The sequence below is a fragment of the Streptococcus lactarius genome, from assembly GCF_016642265.1.
GTDB lineage: Bacteria > Bacillota > Bacilli > Lactobacillales > Streptococcaceae > Streptococcus > Streptococcus lactarius.
Map to the genome: position 1 here is coordinate 131,216 of NZ_MRXX01000003.1, position 18,098 is coordinate 149,313.

At 40.6% G+C, this 18,098-nt stretch carries 17 protein-coding genes and 1 pseudogene; 5 read left to right on the plus strand and 13 right to left on the minus strand.

Annotated features, from left to right (window positions below; all coding sequences use genetic code 11):
* Positions 1–89: 89 nt before the first annotated feature.
* The 13 genes and pseudogenes from tet(M) to BTU61_RS02880 form a co-directional block, all read right to left on the minus strand.
* Positions 90–2,009 carry a tetracycline resistance ribosomal protection protein Tet(M) gene (gene tet(M) / locus BTU61_RS02815; protein WP_200772250.1) on the minus strand — a complete coding sequence of 640 codons (1,920 nt, stop codon included), beginning with the start codon at positions 2,007–2,009 and terminating at the stop codon, positions 90–92.
* Between the two features lie 15 nt (positions 2,010–2,024).
* A pseudogene (locus BTU61_RS10365) lies at positions 2,025–2,072 on the minus strand (hypothetical protein); the annotation flags it as partial.
* A 313-nt stretch (positions 2,073–2,385) separates the two neighbouring features.
* Positions 2,386–3,321 (minus strand): conjugal transfer protein, encoded by a 936-nt coding sequence (locus BTU61_RS02825; protein WP_001863540.1) that lies wholly within the window; start codon positions 3,319–3,321, stop codon positions 2,386–2,388.
* The gene (locus BTU61_RS02830; protein ID WP_000769868.1) at positions 3,318–4,319 is read right to left on the minus strand and encodes a bifunctional lytic transglycosylase/C40 family peptidase; all 1,002 of its coding nucleotides are present in this window, start codon (positions 4,317–4,319) and stop codon (positions 3,318–3,320) included. The genes BTU61_RS02825 and BTU61_RS02830 overlap by 4 nt, the downstream gene beginning before the upstream one ends.
* The gene (locus BTU61_RS02835) at positions 4,316–6,493 is read right to left on the minus strand and encodes a CD3337/EF1877 family mobilome membrane protein (protein WP_000804748.1); all 2,178 of its coding nucleotides are present in this window, start codon (positions 6,491–6,493) and stop codon (positions 4,316–4,318) included. The genes BTU61_RS02830 and BTU61_RS02835 overlap by 4 nt, the downstream gene beginning before the upstream one ends.
* 2 nt (positions 6,494–6,495) lie before the next feature.
* Positions 6,496–8,943: a conjugal transfer ATPase TcpF gene (tcpF, locus tag BTU61_RS02840; RefSeq protein ID WP_000331160.1), complete on the minus strand. Its 2,448-nt coding sequence runs from the start codon at positions 8,941–8,943 to the stop codon at positions 6,496–6,498.
* A complete protein-coding gene (locus BTU61_RS02845; RefSeq protein ID WP_000723888.1) occupies positions 8,927–9,319 on the minus strand; it encodes a conjugal transfer protein in 393 nt (130 codons plus the stop codon). The genes tcpF and BTU61_RS02845 overlap by 17 nt, the downstream gene beginning before the upstream one ends.
* An 88-nt stretch (positions 9,320–9,407) precedes the next feature.
* The gene (locus tag BTU61_RS02850; protein WP_000342539.1) at positions 9,408–9,905 is read right to left on the minus strand and encodes an antirestriction protein ArdA; all 498 of its coding nucleotides are present in this window, start codon (positions 9,903–9,905) and stop codon (positions 9,408–9,410) included.
* A 116-nt stretch (positions 9,906–10,021) separates the two neighbouring features.
* Positions 10,022–10,243 carry a hypothetical protein gene (locus BTU61_RS02855; RefSeq protein ID WP_200772251.1) on the minus strand — a complete coding sequence of 74 codons (222 nt, stop codon included), beginning with the start codon at positions 10,241–10,243 and terminating at the stop codon, positions 10,022–10,024.
* 42 nt (positions 10,244–10,285) lie between these two features.
* Positions 10,286–11,491: a MobT family relaxase gene (mobT, locus tag BTU61_RS02860; protein ID WP_000398284.1), complete on the minus strand. Its 1,206-nt coding sequence runs from the start codon at positions 11,489–11,491 to the stop codon at positions 10,286–10,288.
* 177 nt (positions 11,492–11,668) lie between these two features.
* Entirely contained in the window at positions 11,669–13,054 is a 1,386-nt protein-coding gene (locus BTU61_RS02870) for an FtsK/SpoIIIE domain-containing protein (protein WP_000813488.1), read from the minus strand.
* 28 nt (positions 13,055–13,082) lie between these two features.
* Complete coding sequence (locus BTU61_RS02875) at positions 13,083–13,469, minus strand: YdcP family protein (protein WP_000985015.1); 387 nt, start codon at positions 13,467–13,469, stop codon at positions 13,083–13,085.
* Between the two features lie 15 nt (positions 13,470–13,484).
* Positions 13,485–13,799, minus strand: a complete 315-nt coding sequence (locus BTU61_RS02880; protein WP_000420682.1) for a YdcP family protein — start codon at positions 13,797–13,799, stop codon at positions 13,485–13,487.
* Positions 13,800–14,309: 510 nt separating this feature from the next.
* Between BTU61_RS02880 and glmU the strand changes: the two genes are divergently transcribed.
* The 5 genes from glmU (at position 14,310) to nth (ending at position 18,066) form a co-directional block, all read left to right on the plus strand.
* Positions 14,310–15,689 carry a bifunctional UDP-N-acetylglucosamine diphosphorylase/glucosamine-1-phosphate N-acetyltransferase GlmU gene (gene glmU / locus BTU61_RS02885; protein ID WP_200772252.1) on the plus strand — a complete coding sequence of 460 codons (1,380 nt, stop codon included), beginning with the start codon at positions 14,310–14,312 and terminating at the stop codon, positions 15,687–15,689.
* 9 nt (positions 15,690–15,698) lie between these two features.
* The gene (locus BTU61_RS02890) at positions 15,699–16,244 is read left to right on the plus strand and encodes an NUDIX hydrolase (protein WP_200772253.1); all 546 of its coding nucleotides are present in this window, start codon (positions 15,699–15,701) and stop codon (positions 16,242–16,244) included.
* An 11-nt stretch (positions 16,245–16,255) separates the two neighbouring features.
* Positions 16,256–16,591 (plus strand): cell wall synthase accessory phosphoprotein MacP, encoded by a 336-nt coding sequence (macP, locus tag BTU61_RS02895; protein ID WP_200772254.1) that lies wholly within the window; start codon positions 16,256–16,258, stop codon positions 16,589–16,591.
* A gap of 24 nt (positions 16,592–16,615) precedes the next feature.
* Positions 16,616–17,308: a 5'-methylthioadenosine/adenosylhomocysteine nucleosidase gene (locus tag BTU61_RS02900; protein WP_200772255.1), complete on the plus strand. Its 693-nt coding sequence runs from the start codon at positions 16,616–16,618 to the stop codon at positions 17,306–17,308.
* A gap of 134 nt (positions 17,309–17,442) precedes the next feature.
* Positions 17,443–18,066: an endonuclease III gene (nth, locus tag BTU61_RS02905; protein WP_200772256.1), complete on the plus strand. Its 624-nt coding sequence runs from the start codon at positions 17,443–17,445 to the stop codon at positions 18,064–18,066.
* Positions 18,067–18,098 lie beyond the last annotated feature (32 nt).

Sequence of the window (18,098 nt, forward strand, 5' to 3'; positions counted from 1 at the left end):
CCTCCTTTACACTTTAATTCAAATCTTTATTAAAAAATATTTCATCTTATTTAACAAGAAACCATATTTATATAACAACATAAAATACACTAAGTTATTTTATTGAACATATATCGTACTTTATCTATCCGACTATTTGGACGACGGGGCTGGCAAACAGGTTCACCGGTAGTAACATGGTACCCTTTTAACTCTGTTAAACAAACACTACGTCCATTTGTAAAGAAAGTTAAATCACTACGATATTCTTGAATACACCGAGCAGGGATTTCTCCACTAAGAATGACCTCATTATTTTTCAATTGAGTGTCTACGATGTTCGCACAATATTTAGGAGCATCGTTGTATGCTCGTGAAAGATATTCCTGTGGCGCATAAATTTTAAAACTAAGATATGGCTCTAACAATTCTGTTCCAGCTTTTTTTAAGACTTGTTCCAATACAATAGGAGCAAGCATCCGAAAATCTGCTGGGGTACTAACAGGGCTATAGTATAAACCGTACTTAAAACAGATTTTACAATCCGTCACATTCCAACCATATAATCCTTGTTCGCAACCATAGCGTATCCCTTCCATAACTGCATTTTGAAATGATTGATTTAAGTATCCAAGAGAAACCGAGCTCTCATACTGCATTCCACTTCCCAACGGAAGCGGTGATACAGATAAACCAATGGAAGCCCAGAAAGGATTTGGCGGCACTTCGATGTGAATGGTATATTCTGCATTTTTTAACGGTCTCTCCATATAAATGACTGTAGGCTCTTTTAGTTCTATCTCCACATGATACTTTTCTTGCAACAGTGCACTAATCACTTCCATTTGTACTTTCCCTAAGAAAGAAAGTATAATTTCATGTGTCGTAGAATCCACGTAATATCGTAGAAGCGGATCACTATCTGAGATTTCCAAAAGGGCATCAAGCAACATTTCTCTCTGTTCAGGTTTACTCGGTTCAACAGTTGTTTGTAGTAGAGGGTGCGGATTTTCAATCTTTTTTCTCTGTGGCAATAGTTTTGTATCTCCAAGAACACTATTTAACTTCAAAAACTCATTTTGCAAAATAACAATTTCCCCGGAATAAGCCTTATCGATTTTACATAATTCTCCATTTATTGAAGTATACATTTCTGTAACTTTTATTTTTTCTTTTTCTGATACTCTAACCGAATCTCGCAAATGCAGTACGCCACTATAAAGACGTATATATGCAAGACGCTGTCTTTTTTCCGAATACTCAATTTTGAAAACTTTTCCGCAAAGTTCAGACTGACCTCGATGTGTTGATGAATAAAATTTATTCGTAATCACTTCTATAAGGTTATCAATCCCTATATTGTTTTTTGCACTTCCGTGATAAACAGGGAACAGAGAACAATTCTGAAATCTTATGCTTTCCTCTTGTTCGAGTTCCAATGCTTCTAATGATTTACCGGACATATATTTCTCTAAAAGGTCATCGTTTCCCTCTATTACCGTATCCCATTGTTCAGATTCGGTAAAGTTCGTCACACACATATTAGGATACAGTTCTACCTTCTGTTTGATTACAATTTCGGCAGAAAGTTTCTCTTTAATATCCTGATAAACCGTTGATAAATCAATTCCATTTTGGTCAATCTTATTGATAAAAAAGATTGTGGGAATCCCCATTTTCCTAAGTGCATGAAATAATATACGAGTTTGTGCTTGTACGCCATCTTTTGCAGAAATCAGTAGAATTGCCCCATCTAAAACTGATAATGAACGATATACTTCTGCTAAGAAATCCATATGTCCTGGCGTGTCTATGATGTTCACCTTCGTATTTTCCCACTGAAAAGAGGTTATTCCTGTCTGAATTGTAATTCCTCTCTGACGTTCTAAAAGCGTATTATCCGTCCTCGTTGTACCTTTGTCCACGCTTCCTAATTCTGTAATCGCTCCACTGTTATATAATAAGCTTTCTGTTAAGGTAGTTTTTCCTGCATCAACATGAGCTAAAACTCCAATATTAATAATTTTCATGTGATTTTCCTCCATTCAAAAACCCAAAAGGGCATAAAAATCCCAGTGATAAATACTTTTATCACTGGGATTTTTATGCATAACCATAGGTATACAAAGCATACAGATATTCTCTGGATACTTTAGAATCACATGATAAAGGTATTCTTAAACTGGGTACAAAAAACTAAGCCCTCCTAAAAAAGGACATCTAATTATTTGTTCCCGCTATCAAATTGACAGTTTATTTAAGAATACCTTGCCGCATATTTATTAACTCCTTTTAAATAGTCACTTAAATAATAGCACGTAAGAGCATATTTGTCAAGGAATCTCCAATTTTTTATCAAAAAGAGTACATGATTACAAAGTATCTGTAATCATGTACCAATATTTGTTATTTTACAATCTTCCAATTACTCCCGTTCTTTTCAAGTACCAAATCAAATTGAGATACCTGCGTTGCTTTGGTCTGCTGGTCGATATACTCCACTGTCAGCGATACCGTGACTTGATTATCCTTACGATTGTGAATAGGATTTACCAGTTCTTGAAAGATGTACTCTTTTCCGATTGGTTTTAATATCCCGTCATTCACATAGTAGGAAAGTTCACTGGCTGTCGCTGTAGGATAGAGCTTGAAGAACGTCGTTAAAAACTCATTGATTTCATTGGTTGTAATGGAATCAACCGTCCCCTCACTTTCAATGGCTTTTGGTTTATAACTTGATTTCTTAGGTATGTTGGTAATGGTCGGATTCTTAACCAGTACCATATTTCCAGAACCATCTACATAGACACTCACTATATAAGCAGAGTGGACGGTCTTTGTATTTTCTCCCTCTGTAATGAGCTGGTCTACACTGTAGGTTACATTAAACTCATTGTCGCCAGTTGGCTCTACCGTCCATATCTGAAATCCTCTTACAGAAGACGATACAGGAATATCTTTGCGTACTGTATCAACATTGAGAGCTTGAAGTTCATCTGTCAGATAGCCTTTTAGACTTTCCATTCGATTATCAATGGACTTATCGGATTGCTCCCATGAATAGTAGACTTTCGCAAAGTTCTCTACAAAATTTTCTACATGATGAGTATCAACGTATTCCTTTTCTATGATAGTTGTTTCGTGAATAGTATGAGTATCTATAGCTGTAAAGTGCTTGAATATCGCAAAGCTGAAACTAAGCCCTAAAAGTACCCACAAGGCAATCACAACCTTTTTATGAGGATTGACCTTATAGTAGACACGAGGTTTCTTTTCCTTTGGTATCTGTTTTTCTTTATTCTGATTTTTTCTAAATTTCATCATTAAATCTTCCTTTCTCATTGTTTGATTCGTCCTGCTCCCACTAAATGCTGTTGCCAGTAGGGGCTTGTTAAGTCGGCATAACCGATTGGGTCGCCTGCATGAAACATACGGTTATTGCCAAGGTATATCCCAACATGAGTAATATAAGAGCCAGCGTTATAGGTAGAATGAAAGAAAACCAAATCGCCAGCTTGTGCTTCCGATAGTGGGATATGCTGGGTCACATCATATTGCTGTTGTGCGGTTCGTGGTAAGTTAATTCCAGCTTTTCCATACGTCCATTGTGTCAGTCCGCTACAATCAAAAGAAGTAGTCGGGGAAGCTCCACCGTAAACGTATCGCCAGCCCTCATATTTCAGTGCTTCGTCCATGATGGCTTGTACCGTATCATCATCAAACTCTGTTGTGACAAGATACTGCGTTACCAGTTGCACATAAAACATATTGCCATAGTTGTATCGCCAGCCCCCATTGATAGGTATGGCTATGGGATTGGGGTAAGACACTTTTTCGCCACCTGAATACTCTTTTGAGAAACTTTGAGCCAGTTCAAAGGTATATTTATTTCCACGATTAGCCACATACCCTAAGAAACCACCACCATAATTGTAGGACTGGATAACCGATTCTAAATCTACACTGAGCCTTTCGCTACTGGCTAATAATTCACTGAAATACTTCACACCTTGCTTAATGGATTCTTCTGTACTCAATGAATTAGGTGGAAGACCGAGGGATTCCGAGGACTGCATAACATCTTCCGCAGTACCGCCCGATTCCACCTGTATAATCGCAAGAAGTATGTTGACATATTCTTCAACGCCATATTCTTTGGCATATTTTTCTACCATAGGCTTATGAGCCAGCACTTCTGCGGAAACATTCACACCTCCATAATGAATATTGGAAATTCCGCTGTCCTGTTCATCTGAAAATAAAATGGCAACAAACAGAAGCAGTGAGAAGACCATCAAGAATAATCCAGAACCACCAATCACTAAAGTTTTCAACTTCATGGTTTCTTACCGACTTTCTTAATGGTGGCGGTTTTGATTGGTGGTCTACTTCTTGTATTTTGTAGTGGTACTCTTTGAACAGTAGACGGACGTTCTTTTGTGATTGGACGTTGTGAAGTTCTATCTGCTGTAGTGGTTGAAGTTGCTGGCTTTTGAACGGTTTTTTCTTGAACGGTATTGCCTTGGCGTTCCACTTTTGGACTTGAAAAATCGGACTTAACTGCTGGACGCTCTTGTTTGGCTTGTTGAGATTCCTTATATGAAGTCTGAATATTAGACTGTTTTGAGGTCTGTTCATCATGATATTGTTCTTGTCTTGTAGTCGGTCTTTCATGAACAGAAGAAGCAGGCTGTTTTTTCTGTTTGACCTGTTCCATTTCAGAGCGACGCTTCGCAATGGTTTTTCGCCTTTGTTCCTGCTGTTCCTTGCGTCCACTGGCTCTGTCCGCTTTGGTTTGAGAAATACTACTGGTTAAATCACGGACATTCTCTTTTACTTTGGATTTTCCTTGATATACTGCATATCTTGCATTGGTCGGCAAATCTTTAACCTGTTCTTTCAAACCACTAGCAGTGTCTACCATTCTGTCTTTGGTATCAGCTACTGTACCGATGGTTTGACCGATACGTTTTCCAAGTGTTGATTTTTCCTTTCCGTCTGGTCGGGAGTGATCTGCTTGTGTCCTTGCAGAACTCCCCGAACCCGACTGTCCTTTTTTACCTGTAACAATGGCAGACCCAGCCCCTAGAGTAGTCATGGAACGTCCAAGTTTCCGCTGTAGACGGTGCATGTGAGCGTGCATAAGCATACGAGGTTTTCTCATCACACGACTTCCCACACTTTGAGAATCGTTACTCTGTAGAGAAAACATACTCATTAAATCGCCCAGCTTGAAGTAGATTCCTGCAAAGGTCACAATCTGTAGAAAAGCAATCAAAAAGAACGGATAACCAGCCGATAAGGTATAGAGCATGGTTGAAATACTAAATGCTGTCGTAATAATCAATGTGATTCCAGCTCGTGTCAAAATGGTATTAAAGAGCTTTGTTATGGCTCGTTTTGACATACCATCAAATGATGGAATCATGCTTAAAATAAAGCTCACAGGCAGAAACATAGCATAGATGATAAAAAGTACCTGCGAGAAAATCATGATTCCTGTTAATAGGAATACAAATATGGAAATCCCAATATTGAAGACAAATAGGAAGAAGACTGTACCTAAACGGTTAATGGTCTTTGTAATGGTTAGATTGGTATTGCTTCTGTCTTCAATTTCTTCCGCAACAATTTTTTCTCTGTCTTCGCCATTGTTGGAATCTGGGCTGGTGGAGAGCAGGCTTTCCACACGGTCAATACCGATACTTTCAATGTCTGAACTGTTGTATTGAAGCAGTAGCCACGGTTGCTGAACCTGTATGGAAAACAGGCTATCTCTGATTAAGTCCACGCTGTCCTTGCCTTGACTATCGGAATGGGGCATGACAATCTTCGTGCCAAGTGATAAACTGGCATTACTGATGTCTGATGAAAAGTCATTGATTTTTTTAATGTAGTCGGGAGCGTAGGCAATAAAGGAAGCCGATAGGATAAACACCAGCACAAAATTCATAATGGCATGAATTGCCTTTGTGGTTTCTCTCTTTATCAGTCCCGTATAGGCAACATAAACCCCAAGAACCAAAATCAAGAGTAAGAGGAATCCAACATAGAAACCCTCTGTTGAAAATCCGTTTGCACTCACACCAGCTAAGGTCTGCATATTCTTACCAATGGAATCTGCTGTAGCGGAAATGAAGTCTAAGGAATAGGCTTCCTGTACTAAGTAACCTGTCGCATTGGAAACATACAAACTGATTGTCCAAATAAAATTGGTAATGGCATATAGTCCATACATGACCTGTTTTCCAATCCCGTCCGACCAGTTCCACGGAAGCCAGCCCCAGCTATTATCCACATAAAAATCCAGTTGATAGTTTTCAAGTGGGTATCGGCTGTATTCATTTGCCACATTGACCGTATCATCTACCAAGCCCGCAGCTTGAACCACCGTTCCCAGCATGGCTAAAAGAAAAATGGCAATCACAAGTGTGAAAGCCACTGTCATTGCCACTTTACCTAGACGTTTCAGCGTCCAGTTTGATTTTATTCTGTTTACTATTGATGGTTTCACATTTACACCTCTTTTCGCACAGGTGGTCTGGTATCAAAGGCATGGAGCAGTTCTTCAAATACAGGGTGGAACTGTATCACACCGACACGACCATATAAATCACTGATAAGGCATTGCCCGTTTTCCAAATCACGCAATCGCTTCTGATTGTTTTCGTCCTCTGGGTCTACACCAAAAAAGGCTAAGGTCTTTTTAATCTCGTTAAGGTCAGTGGAACGAAATGCAAATTTTAAGCCGAGGTTATTTTTCAGTTTTTCATCTAAGAGGTCGTCTGTATTTTGGGTCACGAAATATACCCCAGCGTTCATAGCACGACCAGCCCGAACCAGCTTCATAGATAGTGTTTTTCCTTGTGCTACCTGTAAAAAGCTCCATGCTTCGTCTAAATCTACAATCTTGAAAATGCTTCGGTCTGTATGGATAAAGTCTAAAGCAAAGGTACTAATGACAATCAGCATAGCAACGGATAAAAGCTCCATAGTGGTATATTCCTCAAAGGAAGTTTCCTTGTCGGGAAGTACCAAGTCCGCAACCTGTATAATGTTCAGTTGTTTTTCTAAGCTGATAGACTGCTCCACATAACCATTACTGAATAATAAATGTGCAAAGTCATAGTCTGTAAAACTTTCGATATGGTCGGCTATACTGGTACTTAGTGGCGTATTCTCAACCCGTAATTCCTCAATCACTTTCATCAACCCTCGTACTTCACTATTGGTTACTGCACGAATGGCTTTTCTAAGGATTGGGAAGCGTTCCCCATCACGAGAGGAAATCCCCGTAAGGAATGTCAGAATATCAATAGCCAGTGATTCAGAATCTTTGGGATTTTTCATAATCACATAAGGGTCAAGTAAGCCTTTGTTTTTCTCATCAGAAGTCAGAGTGACGATATTGATTTCATGGGAAATCTCTGGCAAGGTTTCTTTCCATCTGCCACGTTCTGCTTTTGGGTCTACAATCACTGCTTGTGCCCCATAAAGCACCGCATAATAGACGATAAGGTTATTCGCAAAGGATTTACCACCACCCAGCGAACCAACAAAAGCCGACGCTAACGCATTGGTTACTGAACCCTTAACCCCTTGACTGGCAAGAGCAGGTTTCAGATAGACATTGCGTCCAGTATCTAAGCTGTAGCCAACATAAATCCCCTCATTTTCCCCCAGCATTTGAGTAGCACCAAAACCTAAACCAGCGAGGAAATCAGAGGTCACGTATTGAATATAATCATTCATATAACGCTTGCTGGCAGGTAAAAATTCTTCATGTAAGCCGAGCATATCCCCAAATGGTCGTACCAGTTTTACGCTTAAATCGTCATAAAAATCTTTCACTTCATTACAACGACGTTTGAGTTCGTCAAGATCATTTGCTGATACCCTTACCACATAAGACAGCTTGTACATAGATTCCTTGCTTTGGTCTAAATTGGTTTCCAGCTCATTCACACTTTCCAGAGCTTCCGCCACATTGGAGCTGGTTTCATTATCACTTTGCCAAGCGTGGTTATCCAAGTCTTTCAGTTCTTTCTTTTTATTGCGGACAGTAGATAGGGCTTTACGATTCGCTACAATTTCCACATTCATTGACGTATCAATCGGGAATGTAAATTGCTGTTGCTGGTAGTAGAAGATTTCAGAGGACGGGAAGTCCAGTTCTCCGACAATGCTGTTAATGGTAAAGTAAGCTACATAGACGGTTTCATCTTCCTGCTGGATTTTCAAATATCGCTGTTTTTCTTCCACCAAACAGCGAGTAGGCTTAATCAAGTCATAGTATTTAATCAGCGTTTCATTATCCAGCTTTTTCTTTGATAGATGGTACTCATACTCTTCATAGGCAGTGCCTGTCTGTCCGTAAAGGTGTTCAATCAGATAGCCGAAGTCGTCCTTATCTAACCTGCGGATTTTGAAACGACGAGAGATTTTATTTTCTAAGAGCTTTTCCATCTTCTGAAAACGCAGGATTTCATCATTACTCATACTAACAAAATCGCCCATCAGCTTATGGTTCACATCATAGACAAAATCAGACAAAGCATTTTTTGCTTCAACGGTAAGACTTTTCATAGAAAACTCCTGATCGTTGAGAAGCAACTTAAAGCCGATAAAGAAACGGTAGTTCACTTGATTTTCGCCAATCATGGATATTAAAGCGTCTGTCTGTTGGTCGATTTTGTCATAGGCAACCGCTTTGAGCTTGCCAGTGACTTCATTTTTGGAACGCTCTTGTGCAGAACGTATGCTGGATTCTGTACTGATTTGTAAAGCATGAATTTTGCCATCACGATTTTGTGCGATAAGCTGTCTGAAAGAATCATGCACTTGTATTTTCTGTTCTGGACTTAGAAATGAGTAATTGTAAGGAACAAGCTCATAGTAAGCATAACATTCCCCGTCTTTATTCCAGACGAGATTGTTTTCAATGTATTTAATTGGATATGCCATAAAATTCACTCCTAACTGCTGTAATGGCTTCTTGTGGCTGGTTTCTGCCAAGCGTTACTTTTTTTCCTGCATAGGTCAGCTTTGGTCGCAGTGCATAAGCAATGACAGACTTCAAAAATCCATAAGGCTTTTTACCATCAAAAGTTTTTGTAGACATAAACCATGTGAAAGCCACAGGAATCCCAAAGTATTTGAGAAATGCTCCCTCTATCATGGAAAGAGGGGGCAAGTTGCCAAGTATCATCACTGCAAAGAGTGACACGACAAACCATGTCATTTGCGTAAAGGTTATGGGAAACGGAAGTCTAAAATCATTGATAGAATACAGTACCTTTTCCACAGACCAGATACTGGTATAGCTTCGTATTTTCTTCATGTAATCAATCCTTTCATAAAAAATAGGGGTAGCTGATTGAGCCACCCCGTAAAATAGAAAATCTGCCAGTAGTAATGTACCGACAGATTTAATAGACGATTTCAAAAATCCCATGATTGGTTGAGATAAACGTTCCTGAAAGGTCTAAATCCCGACCATAGGCTTGATAATCAATATAGTTTTGAAGACTAGCTGGTACTTCGCCTAAAGCACCCGTTTCTTCAATGTAGTAGCGTGCCACGTCATACATATCATCACAATCGGAATGAATGATAATATCCTCTTGATGTTCGCTTAGTTCTTCAATGCTTGAAAAATGAGTGAGCAGAGCAGATAGCTCCGATTGTAATTCTTCGGGTAATTCCGATACCATTTCCCATAGTCGATTGAGTTCGCCAATGGAAGTGTATTCGTCAACCGTAAAGGGTAACTCGTAGTCATGAATGGCGTATTCCTCATATTCATCATTCAAGCCGATTTTCTCTTTGACTTCCTCAAAGTCAATGGGAAAGGTAAACCACGCACCGACCAATTCGCCCTCATTGTATTTGCCTAAATTCGCAATATAGACTTGCATATCGTCCATATATTCACGTCCTTTCTTTGTAGAGATTCAAAAATCCCTACCGCACTTCGTTTGGTGTACCATTCCTTTGCGGAACATAAGAAAACCACTTATATTCCACAAAAGAACGGTTTTATTTAAGCACCAATAATGCGATTGAATAGCTCTAGTAAAATGTCTTTTACTCCAGCAGCGTTGAAGACTAAGCCAACCGCAATAATCGCAATAATTAAAAAGCCAATCAGTTTGCTAAACTCACGCTTGAAGCCAAGATACAAGCCAAACACAACGATTGCTAAAAGCACCAGTGATTGAGCGTTTGATAGAAACCAGTTATAAAGGTTTTGTCCAAAATTCATAAAAATGTTCTCCTCTCTATATTCAATGAATTTGTATTTGAGTTATTTTTTTGTTGTTATCACGTCCTGTTCTTTTACTGACTGTTGCTTCAAAATCTGCTTGTGTCGGTCTGTCAGTTTCGCATGGTCGAGAATGTCTTTTACAACCTGCGTCTGGTTGATTTCATCAAGTTTAATCGCAACCTTTAAGGTCGGGGCAACTTGATGAGATAGCCAGTTCAGCGTCCTTTGGAAGGAGTAAGGCTCTGGTTTTGTGGTTAGTTTTAATCGTTCACGATTGTTCCCAATAAACCAAGCCCATTCTTCATTCAGTTTCCAATCAGAACGAGGTTTGGAATCGTCTTTATCTACAAAACGGATATACCGATTGATAATTTTAAAGGCGGTATGCTCTGGATTGTCATAGACAAGTAAATCACGGACTGCATAATAGGCACGCTCATTTTTCAATCGAATCTCAAAACGGTTTTTTACTTCTGCGTCTTCAATGGGAATATCATTTTTCTTGTACTGCTCGTAGTCCTTTTCATAGATACAGAAATAAACTTCACTTTGTAATGAACCGATATAGAGGGTGTTTCCCATACATTCCTTTTCCTCTTTGCGTACCAGTTCGCCACTGCGATAGCTTTTAAAACTGCGGAAGACGGAGATACATTCTTCCTGTTGGCACTTTTCAGTGAGTACAGGGATATTTAAAATCCCTGTCTTATCGTTAATGGCAAGGTCAAGGCGTTTCATCACACCGCCAGCCACCAAAACGTCCATAAAGAACTCATACCAGCTTCTTTGTTGTGCCAGAAGATAGCTTTCAAATTGTCTGCACCCACGACCTTTCAATTCCACCAGAACTCCTTTGTCCAGTTCATGGGAGCAAAGGACGAATATGTCGCCTAAAGCATAATGCTCTGAATAAGAATAGAAACCATAGTCCTCATGAAGAAAATAGGACAGTTTCAGTTGTAAGATGTTTTCGACCACCTGCTGTACGTCTGTTGTCGGAAAGCGAATTCTTACATAATCAAACAGCATTTCAAGGGGAGCGTCGGGATTGAAGCGTTCCAGAGCTTCCCAAAGGGACTGCTGTAAATCCTCTGATGGCTTGACTTTTCCTGTTTCAATATCGCTTAGATACTGCCTTGTAATACCAGTCGCAACAGCTAAACGGTTTTGAGATAGTCCATAAGCCAAGCGTTTTTCTTTTAAATGCTGTAACCAAGTTTGTTCATTCAGTAAAAATCCCTCCAATCAAAAAGGCGTATGTCAACTTTTAAAGCCCATTTGACATACGCTGAAATTTTGTAAATCCCTTGTAACCAAAGGATTTTCTAATGTTTTTTTGACTGTTTCCTGTCGATTTGTACCCCCCTGTTAGATACGGGGGGTTAAGTGCTGGCGTGGCTATTGCCACACCAGCCAGCAAGATCAGTCCACACCTGCGACTTCCGCTTCGCACGTCGCCTGCGTGGACTGTCTGCTGTTGGATAACTTTTTAATTTCCTCCAAGAAATCATATCCTTTTGGTACAAGGGGAGTATAAAACTCTGATATGACACTTGTTCCTACATCAACATAGCCACGACCTTTGATTCGCTTTAAGAAGAAATCCTTTTGTACGTCACTGCCAAACATCATGCCATAGCCCATTTCAGACATACGACCTAAAGCCACTCTGAAATTAAACTGATCACGGATTCCGTCGCCTAAATATTTTGCGTCTGGACGTTGACAAGCCAGTATTAGAAAGAAGCCAGCTTGACGACCTAACATGACAATCTGTTTCAGCTTATTCATAACTGCGGTGTTTTCTTTTGTTCCCAGCATTTCCATGAAAGCGACGTATTCATCAAAGATTAAGAAGTGTGCCGGGAGACCTAAGTAAGCATAATTTTTGCCAGTCTTATAGTTCTTCATCTGCTTCATTTCCTCACTACGTTTCATCATTTCTTCATAGAATGTTTCAATGCAAGAAAGCAAGTCTTCTTTTCTATAGTAGACATTTGCCATCACAGAACCTAAGTCCGCAAGATCAGCATTTTTCGGGTCAAGAATATACAGTTTTGAATCTGTATGAAGCAAGGCTTCAATCAGTGTCAGTATAAAGTAAGTTTTACCGCCACCTGTACCACCAGCAATCAACATATGAGGGAGCTTATCATATTCCCACCATACGTTTTTCATTAAGCGAAGTTTACCATCTTTAGCTTCTACTTCATCAATAGAAATACGACTGGCTATGGTGTCATAGAGCAAAGTATATTCCACATAGGAATCCTTTAACTCTTTATCCGTCAGCTCACAGTACAAGCCACTCTCTAATTTCTTTTCCAAGTGTAAGAGTTGGTCTTGATATTTTCCCAGCGTGATTTCCACCCGTATCTGTATCAAGCCATTTTTAAGTCGATAATACATTTTAGGGAAGTAGGTTATCTTTTCCTTTGTACGACCAGCACTATCTTTAAAGAAACCCTCTGTTTTGACCTGTTCAGATTCATACCACTTGTTTTCAAGTATCATCTTTGCCAGTTTTTGACGGTGGTAAAGTTGTTTAACCGTATCATAGCGAACCCGTTTGAATACAAACGCTACCAGCAAGCAGATAAGAATTGCGACACTGAAACTGATAATTAAATAGGGAATGTCAATCTTATCTGCTTGTGATAGGTTAAAATCCTGCCAGTTGATCTGCTGGATTGTCTTCACATGAAACAGTCCGACAACCAGCAGGAAAACAGGCAGGAGTGACGCTATCGTAAAATGAAAGACTAAATCTTTACCAGATGGGCGAATCCTTTTACCACGCTGTTTCATGCGAAAAAGTCTCCTTTCTACCTAGCGACTATTTGTCTTGTGTCGGTTCTTTCTTTGCTTGTGGTTGAGCTTTGAATGAACTAGAATCCTTTGTCAGCACAATATCGTCTGCCTTGATATACCAGTCAACATCTGCTCCTTGATAGGTGGCAGTAGCAACGGTGTCCGCAATGGGATTGATAAGTTCCACCCGTGCGTTATAATCAAACTCTTTCAAAGGCACGCTGGCAGGAATACTTACTTGAATCATGCGTCCTTGTCCTTTGGATTTTAAGTCATAGGTACGTTCCTTGATTTCATCTGAAACCGACCCGTCTTCATTTTGGATTCTCACTTCACGACGTAGAGCAGAGAATTTCAATTCTCCAAAAGTCGTGTCTTTATCTAATACAATGCCATTTGCTAATCTCATCATTTTTCCTCTCTTTCTTTATTCTTTTATCATGTCGTCAGCATGTAAAAGGTAATTTGTAAAACCACGAGTGCCGATTTTGTAGCCCTCTGCGGTAATACGTGGATTGACTAACTTCACACGTTCCTCAAAGCCGAAATGTTTTTCGCCAGCTTCAGCAGGAAGCACCACCACAATATCATCTGCTCTTTGAACATCAGAATAGAGATTATAGCTTCTTGATAAGACAGTTAGCCGTCCGTTGATTCTTCGCTGAACGACTTTATCCTCGCCAGCAAATTCTAAATTGCCGAATGTTTTTTCCATGTTGGGAATCACAAATTTAAGTTCCATATTTTTACCTATCCTTTCTTTTTTATTGGCTGAATGAATGTTTGATGGTCTTAAAGAGTGGGGAACGACCTTTTGATTCTTGATTTTTTATTTTCATAAGTTCACTTCCTTTCAAAATCGGGTAAAAAAATAGACACCTCATTTTTTGAAGTGTCTACCTATTAAATATTCAAATTTTATTGGAAGTATCTTTATATCTTCACTTTTCAAGGATAAATCGTCGTATCAAAGCTCATTCATAAGTAGTAAATTAGTAGTAAATTGAGTGGTTTTGACCTTGATAAAGTGTGATAAGTCCAGTTTTTATGCGGATAACTAGATTTTTATGCTATTTTTAAAATTAAAACTATTATTACTTATTTGTAGAGTAACGTTACTTATTTTACTAAAAAATAGTTTGTCTACATTCGAGCTTTCCTTATAGGAGGTTTTTTTGGTTCGGGTCTTATTTTCCAAAAGGGGTGAAAAATGGTATAATAAGTACGATATTGTACAGAAAAGAGAAATGTTATGCCAAATTATGCCATTATTTTAGCAGCGGGGAAAGGTACCCGTATGAAATCAGATCTGCCCAAGGTTCTTCACAAGGTTGCAGGGATCTCTATGTTGGAGCATGTCTTCCGTAGTGTTGGAGCCATCTCACCTGAGAAGACGGTAACGGTTGTGGGCCACAAGGCGGAATTGGTAGAGCAAGTCTTAGCGGGACAAACAGAGTTTGTCAAACAAACCGAACAATTGGGAACTGGTCATGCGGTAATGATGGCAGAGCCAGTCTTGAAAGGCCTTGAAGGGCATACCCTCGTCATTGCAGGAGATACTCCTTTGATTACGGGTGACAGTCTCAAACACTTGATCGACTTCCATATCAACCACAAGAATGTGGCAACGATTTTGACAGCCGAAGCAGCTAATCCATTTGGCTATGGTCGGATTGTCCGTAATGACAATGCGGAAGTGCTTCGCATCGTCGAGCAAAAAGATGCGACAGATTTTGAAAAACAAATCAAAGAAATCAATACAGGGACTTATGTCTTTGACAATGCGCGCCTCTTTGAAGCTTTGAAGAATATCAATACCAACAATGCCCAAGGTGAATACTATATCACAGATGTGATCGGGATTTTCCGAGAAGCAGGAGAGAAAGTTGGAGCCTATACGCTCAAAGACTTTGATGAAAGTCTCGGGGTTAACGACCGCGTGGCCCTTGCGACAGCAGAAGGCATCATGCGTCGTCGCATTAACCAAGCTCATATGGTCAATGGAGTGAGCTTCGTCAATCCTGATGCGACCTATATCGATATCGATGTCGAAATCGCACCAGAAGTGCAAATCGAAGCCAATGTTACCCTAAAAGGGCACACAAAAATTGGGGCTGAGACCGTCTTAACTAATGGAACCTATATTGTGGACAGTGAAATTGGTGCAGGTGCCGTTATTACTAACTCTATGATTGAAGAGAGTACGGTAGCCGATGGCGTAACGGTAGGACCATATGCTCATGTTCGTCCAGGATCTAGCTTGGCCAAAGATGTCCATATTGGAAACTTTGTCGAAGTCAAAGGTTCGTCTATTGGCGAAAATACCAAAGCTGGTCATTTGACTTACATTGGCAACTGCCAAGTTGGCAGCAACGTCAACTTTGGTGCTGGAACTATCACGGTGAATTATGATGGCCAACACAAGTTTAAAACAACAATTGGCAACAATGTCTTTGTTGGTTCAAATTCGACCATCATTGCACCCGTCGAGCTCGGAGATAATTCCCTAGTCGGGGCTGGATCCACCATTACCAAAGATGTGCCAGCAGATGCGATTGCGATCGGTCGTGGCCGTCAAGTGAATAAAGAAGAGTATGCTCTTCGCTTGCCACACCATCCTAAAAATAAATAGGAGAATCTCATGCAATTTGAAGAAAAAACCATTGAGCGCAAGGAAATTTATCAGGGACCTATTTTCCAAGTGGTGACTGATCAAGTAGAACTACCCGCTGGAAAAGGTCAAGCTCAGCGTGATTTAATTTTTCATAATGGAGCAGTAGCGGTTTTACCGATCACAGATGAGGGCAAGACGATCTTGGTCAAGCAGTACCGCAAGGCGATCGAGAGGACTTCAGTAGAGATTCCTGCAGGGAAGTTGGAAAAGGGTGAAAATGCGGATCCTCAAGCGGCTGCTCTACGCGAATTGGAAGAAGAAATTGGCTACACAGCGGATCTAGAGTTATTGTATGATTTTTATTCTGCCATTGGATTTTGCAACGAGCGGATCAAACTCTATGTTGCGACCAACTTGAAAAAGGTGGAAAATCCTCGTCCGCAAGATGCAGATGAAACCTTGGAACTCTTAGAAGTGACTTTGACGGAAGCCAAAGATTTGATCCAGTCTGGCGAAATCTGTGATGCCAAGACGATTATGGCGATCCAATACTGGGAATTAACCAATAAATAGAGGAGGATCCGATGGGAAAACCTTTATTAACTGATGAAATGATCGAGCGGGCACGACGTGGTGAGGATGTCAGAGGGCCAAGAATGGTCGATGAGGAAGAGACAAAAATCATTCGGACAGACCATAGAGGATTTGGCTATGAACGTCCCGTGAGAGAAAAACGTGTGGAACGCCCAAGGGCCAGTTATTCGCAAGATACCTTGCAGATCCAAGTGGAACCAACGGTTACAAAGAGCCGTCGCATTGAAGAGCAAAAAGAAAGTGTGCTTCAATCCAAACTCAATACCATTTTATTTTGGATTATTGCGCTCCTCATTGTCTTGATTTTGGCTATTTGGCTATTGTAAGGTCGTCACAAGGAGAAAACGAATATGAAAATTGGAATTATCGCAGCCATGCCACAGGAGTTGAAGATCTTGGTTGAAGCCCTTGAAAATGGGGAAAAGCATCTGCGTCTTGGGAAGGTCTACTATACGGGATCGATTGGTCGCCATGAAGTGGTTCTGGTGGAAAGTGGCATCGGGAAAGTGATGTCTGCTATGAGTGTAGCGGTCCTAGCCAATGATTTCAAAGTGGAAGCCATTATCAATACGGGTTCTGCAGGTGCTGTAGCACCGGGAATGGCCGTTGGGGATATCGTCCTTGCGGACAAATTGGCCTATCACGATGTGGATGTGACGGCTTTTGGCTACAAGTATGGTCAGATGGCAGGTCAACCACTTTACTTTGAATCTAGCCGTTATTTCGTATCAGAAATGAAAAAAGTTTTGGAAGAAGAAGCTACAACCACACATGTCGGCCTGATTGCAACTGGGGATAGCTTTATCGCGAGCGAAGAAAAGGTCGCAGCGATTCGGGAGCAGTTCCCAGAAGTATTGGCAGTTGAGATGGAAGGAGCAGCCATTGCTCAGGCCGCTCATTCAGCTGGCCGTCCCTTCATGGTCATTCGCGCCATGAGCGATACGGCAGATCACGCAGCCAATATCTCGTTTGATGAATTTATCGTAGAGGCTGGCGAACGCTCAGCGCAAACATTAATTACCTTTTTGAAGAGATTGGTATAAAACAAACAATAGATAGAAGTGGGATTAGATGAATTCTTTTACAATTCATTTTGTCCCGCTTTTTTGAAGCTGATTCTTTCAGAATTAGGGGGCTTTCATGCTATAATAAGGACTAGTAACGTAAAGGAGAAGTTATGGTGTTATCAAAGAAACGGGCGCGCCATGTGATTGAAGAAATTATCGCCCTTTTTCCGGATGCAAAACCGAGTCTGGATTTTCGCAATCATTTTGAATTACTAGTGGCCGTCATGCTCTCTGCCCAGACGACTGATGCGGCTGTTAACAAAGCGACACCTGGTCTGTTTGCGGCATTTCCAACCCCACAAGCCATGGCAGCAGCTAGTGAAGCAGACATTGCCAAGCATATTTCTAAATTAGGCCTCTATCGCAATAAGGCTAAGTTTCTTAAAAAATGTGCCCAACAACTGCTAGACAACTTTGATGGGCAAGTCCCTCAGACACGTGAAGAGTTAGAAAGCCTGGCAGGAGTGGGACGCAAGACGGCTAATGTCGTATTGAGTGTAGGCTTTGGAATTCCAGCCTTTGCTGTTGACACCCATGTGGAACGGATCTGCAAGCACCATGACATTGTCAAGAAATCAGCGACTCCCTTGGAAGTGGAAAAGCGGGTTATGGATATTCTGCCCAAAAACGAATGGCTAGCGGCCCATCAAGCCATGATCTATTTTGGTCGGGCCATCTGCCACCCCAAAAATCCAGAGTGCGATCAGTACCCACAACTCTATCATTTTGATTAATCATTGGATAGTAGGACAGAAATCGGTCATTC

What these genes read in the sequence shown, in the direction of transcription:
- glmU (WP_200772252.1), top strand. Translation starts at nt 14,310, where the DNA reads ATGCCAAATTATGCCATTATTTTAGCAGCGGGGAAAGGTACCCGTATG.
- BTU61_RS02880 (WP_000420682.1), bottom strand. Translation starts at nt 13,799, where the DNA reads ATGGAACTTAAATTTGTGATTCCCAACATGGAAAAAACATTCGGCAAT.
- BTU61_RS02845 (WP_000723888.1), bottom strand. Translation starts at nt 9,319, where the DNA reads ATGAAGAAAATACGAAGCTATACCAGTATCTGGTCTGTGGAAAAGGTA.
- BTU61_RS02850 (WP_000342539.1), bottom strand. Translation starts at nt 9,905, where the DNA reads ATGGACGATATGCAAGTCTATATTGCGAATTTAGGCAAATACAATGAG.
- BTU61_RS02875 (WP_000985015.1), bottom strand. Translation starts at nt 13,469, where the DNA reads ATGATGAGATTAGCAAATGGCATTGTATTAGATAAAGACACGACTTTT.
- macP (WP_200772254.1), top strand. Translation starts at nt 16,256, where the DNA reads ATGGGAAAACCTTTATTAACTGATGAAATGATCGAGCGGGCACGACGT.
- BTU61_RS02830 (WP_000769868.1), bottom strand. Translation starts at nt 4,319, where the DNA reads ATGAAGTTGAAAACTTTAGTGATTGGTGGTTCTGGATTATTCTTGATG.
- BTU61_RS02890 (WP_200772253.1), top strand. Translation starts at nt 15,699, where the DNA reads ATGCAATTTGAAGAAAAAACCATTGAGCGCAAGGAAATTTATCAGGGA.
- nth (WP_200772256.1), top strand. Translation starts at nt 17,443, where the DNA reads ATGGTGTTATCAAAGAAACGGGCGCGCCATGTGATTGAAGAAATTATC.
- tcpF (WP_000331160.1), bottom strand. Translation starts at nt 8,943, where the DNA reads ATGGCATATCCAATTAAATACATTGAAAACAATCTCGTCTGGAATAAA.
- BTU61_RS02900 (WP_200772255.1), top strand. Translation starts at nt 16,616, where the DNA reads ATGAAAATTGGAATTATCGCAGCCATGCCACAGGAGTTGAAGATCTTG.
- BTU61_RS02855 (WP_200772251.1), bottom strand. Translation starts at nt 10,243, where the DNA reads ATGAATTTTGGACAAAACCTTTATAACTGGTTTCTATCAAACGCTCAA.
- BTU61_RS02825 (WP_001863540.1), bottom strand. Translation starts at nt 3,321, where the DNA reads ATGAGAAAGGAAGATTTAATGATGAAATTTAGAAAAAATCAGAATAAA.
- BTU61_RS02870 (WP_000813488.1), bottom strand. Translation starts at nt 13,054, where the DNA reads ATGAAACAGCGTGGTAAAAGGATTCGCCCATCTGGTAAAGATTTAGTC.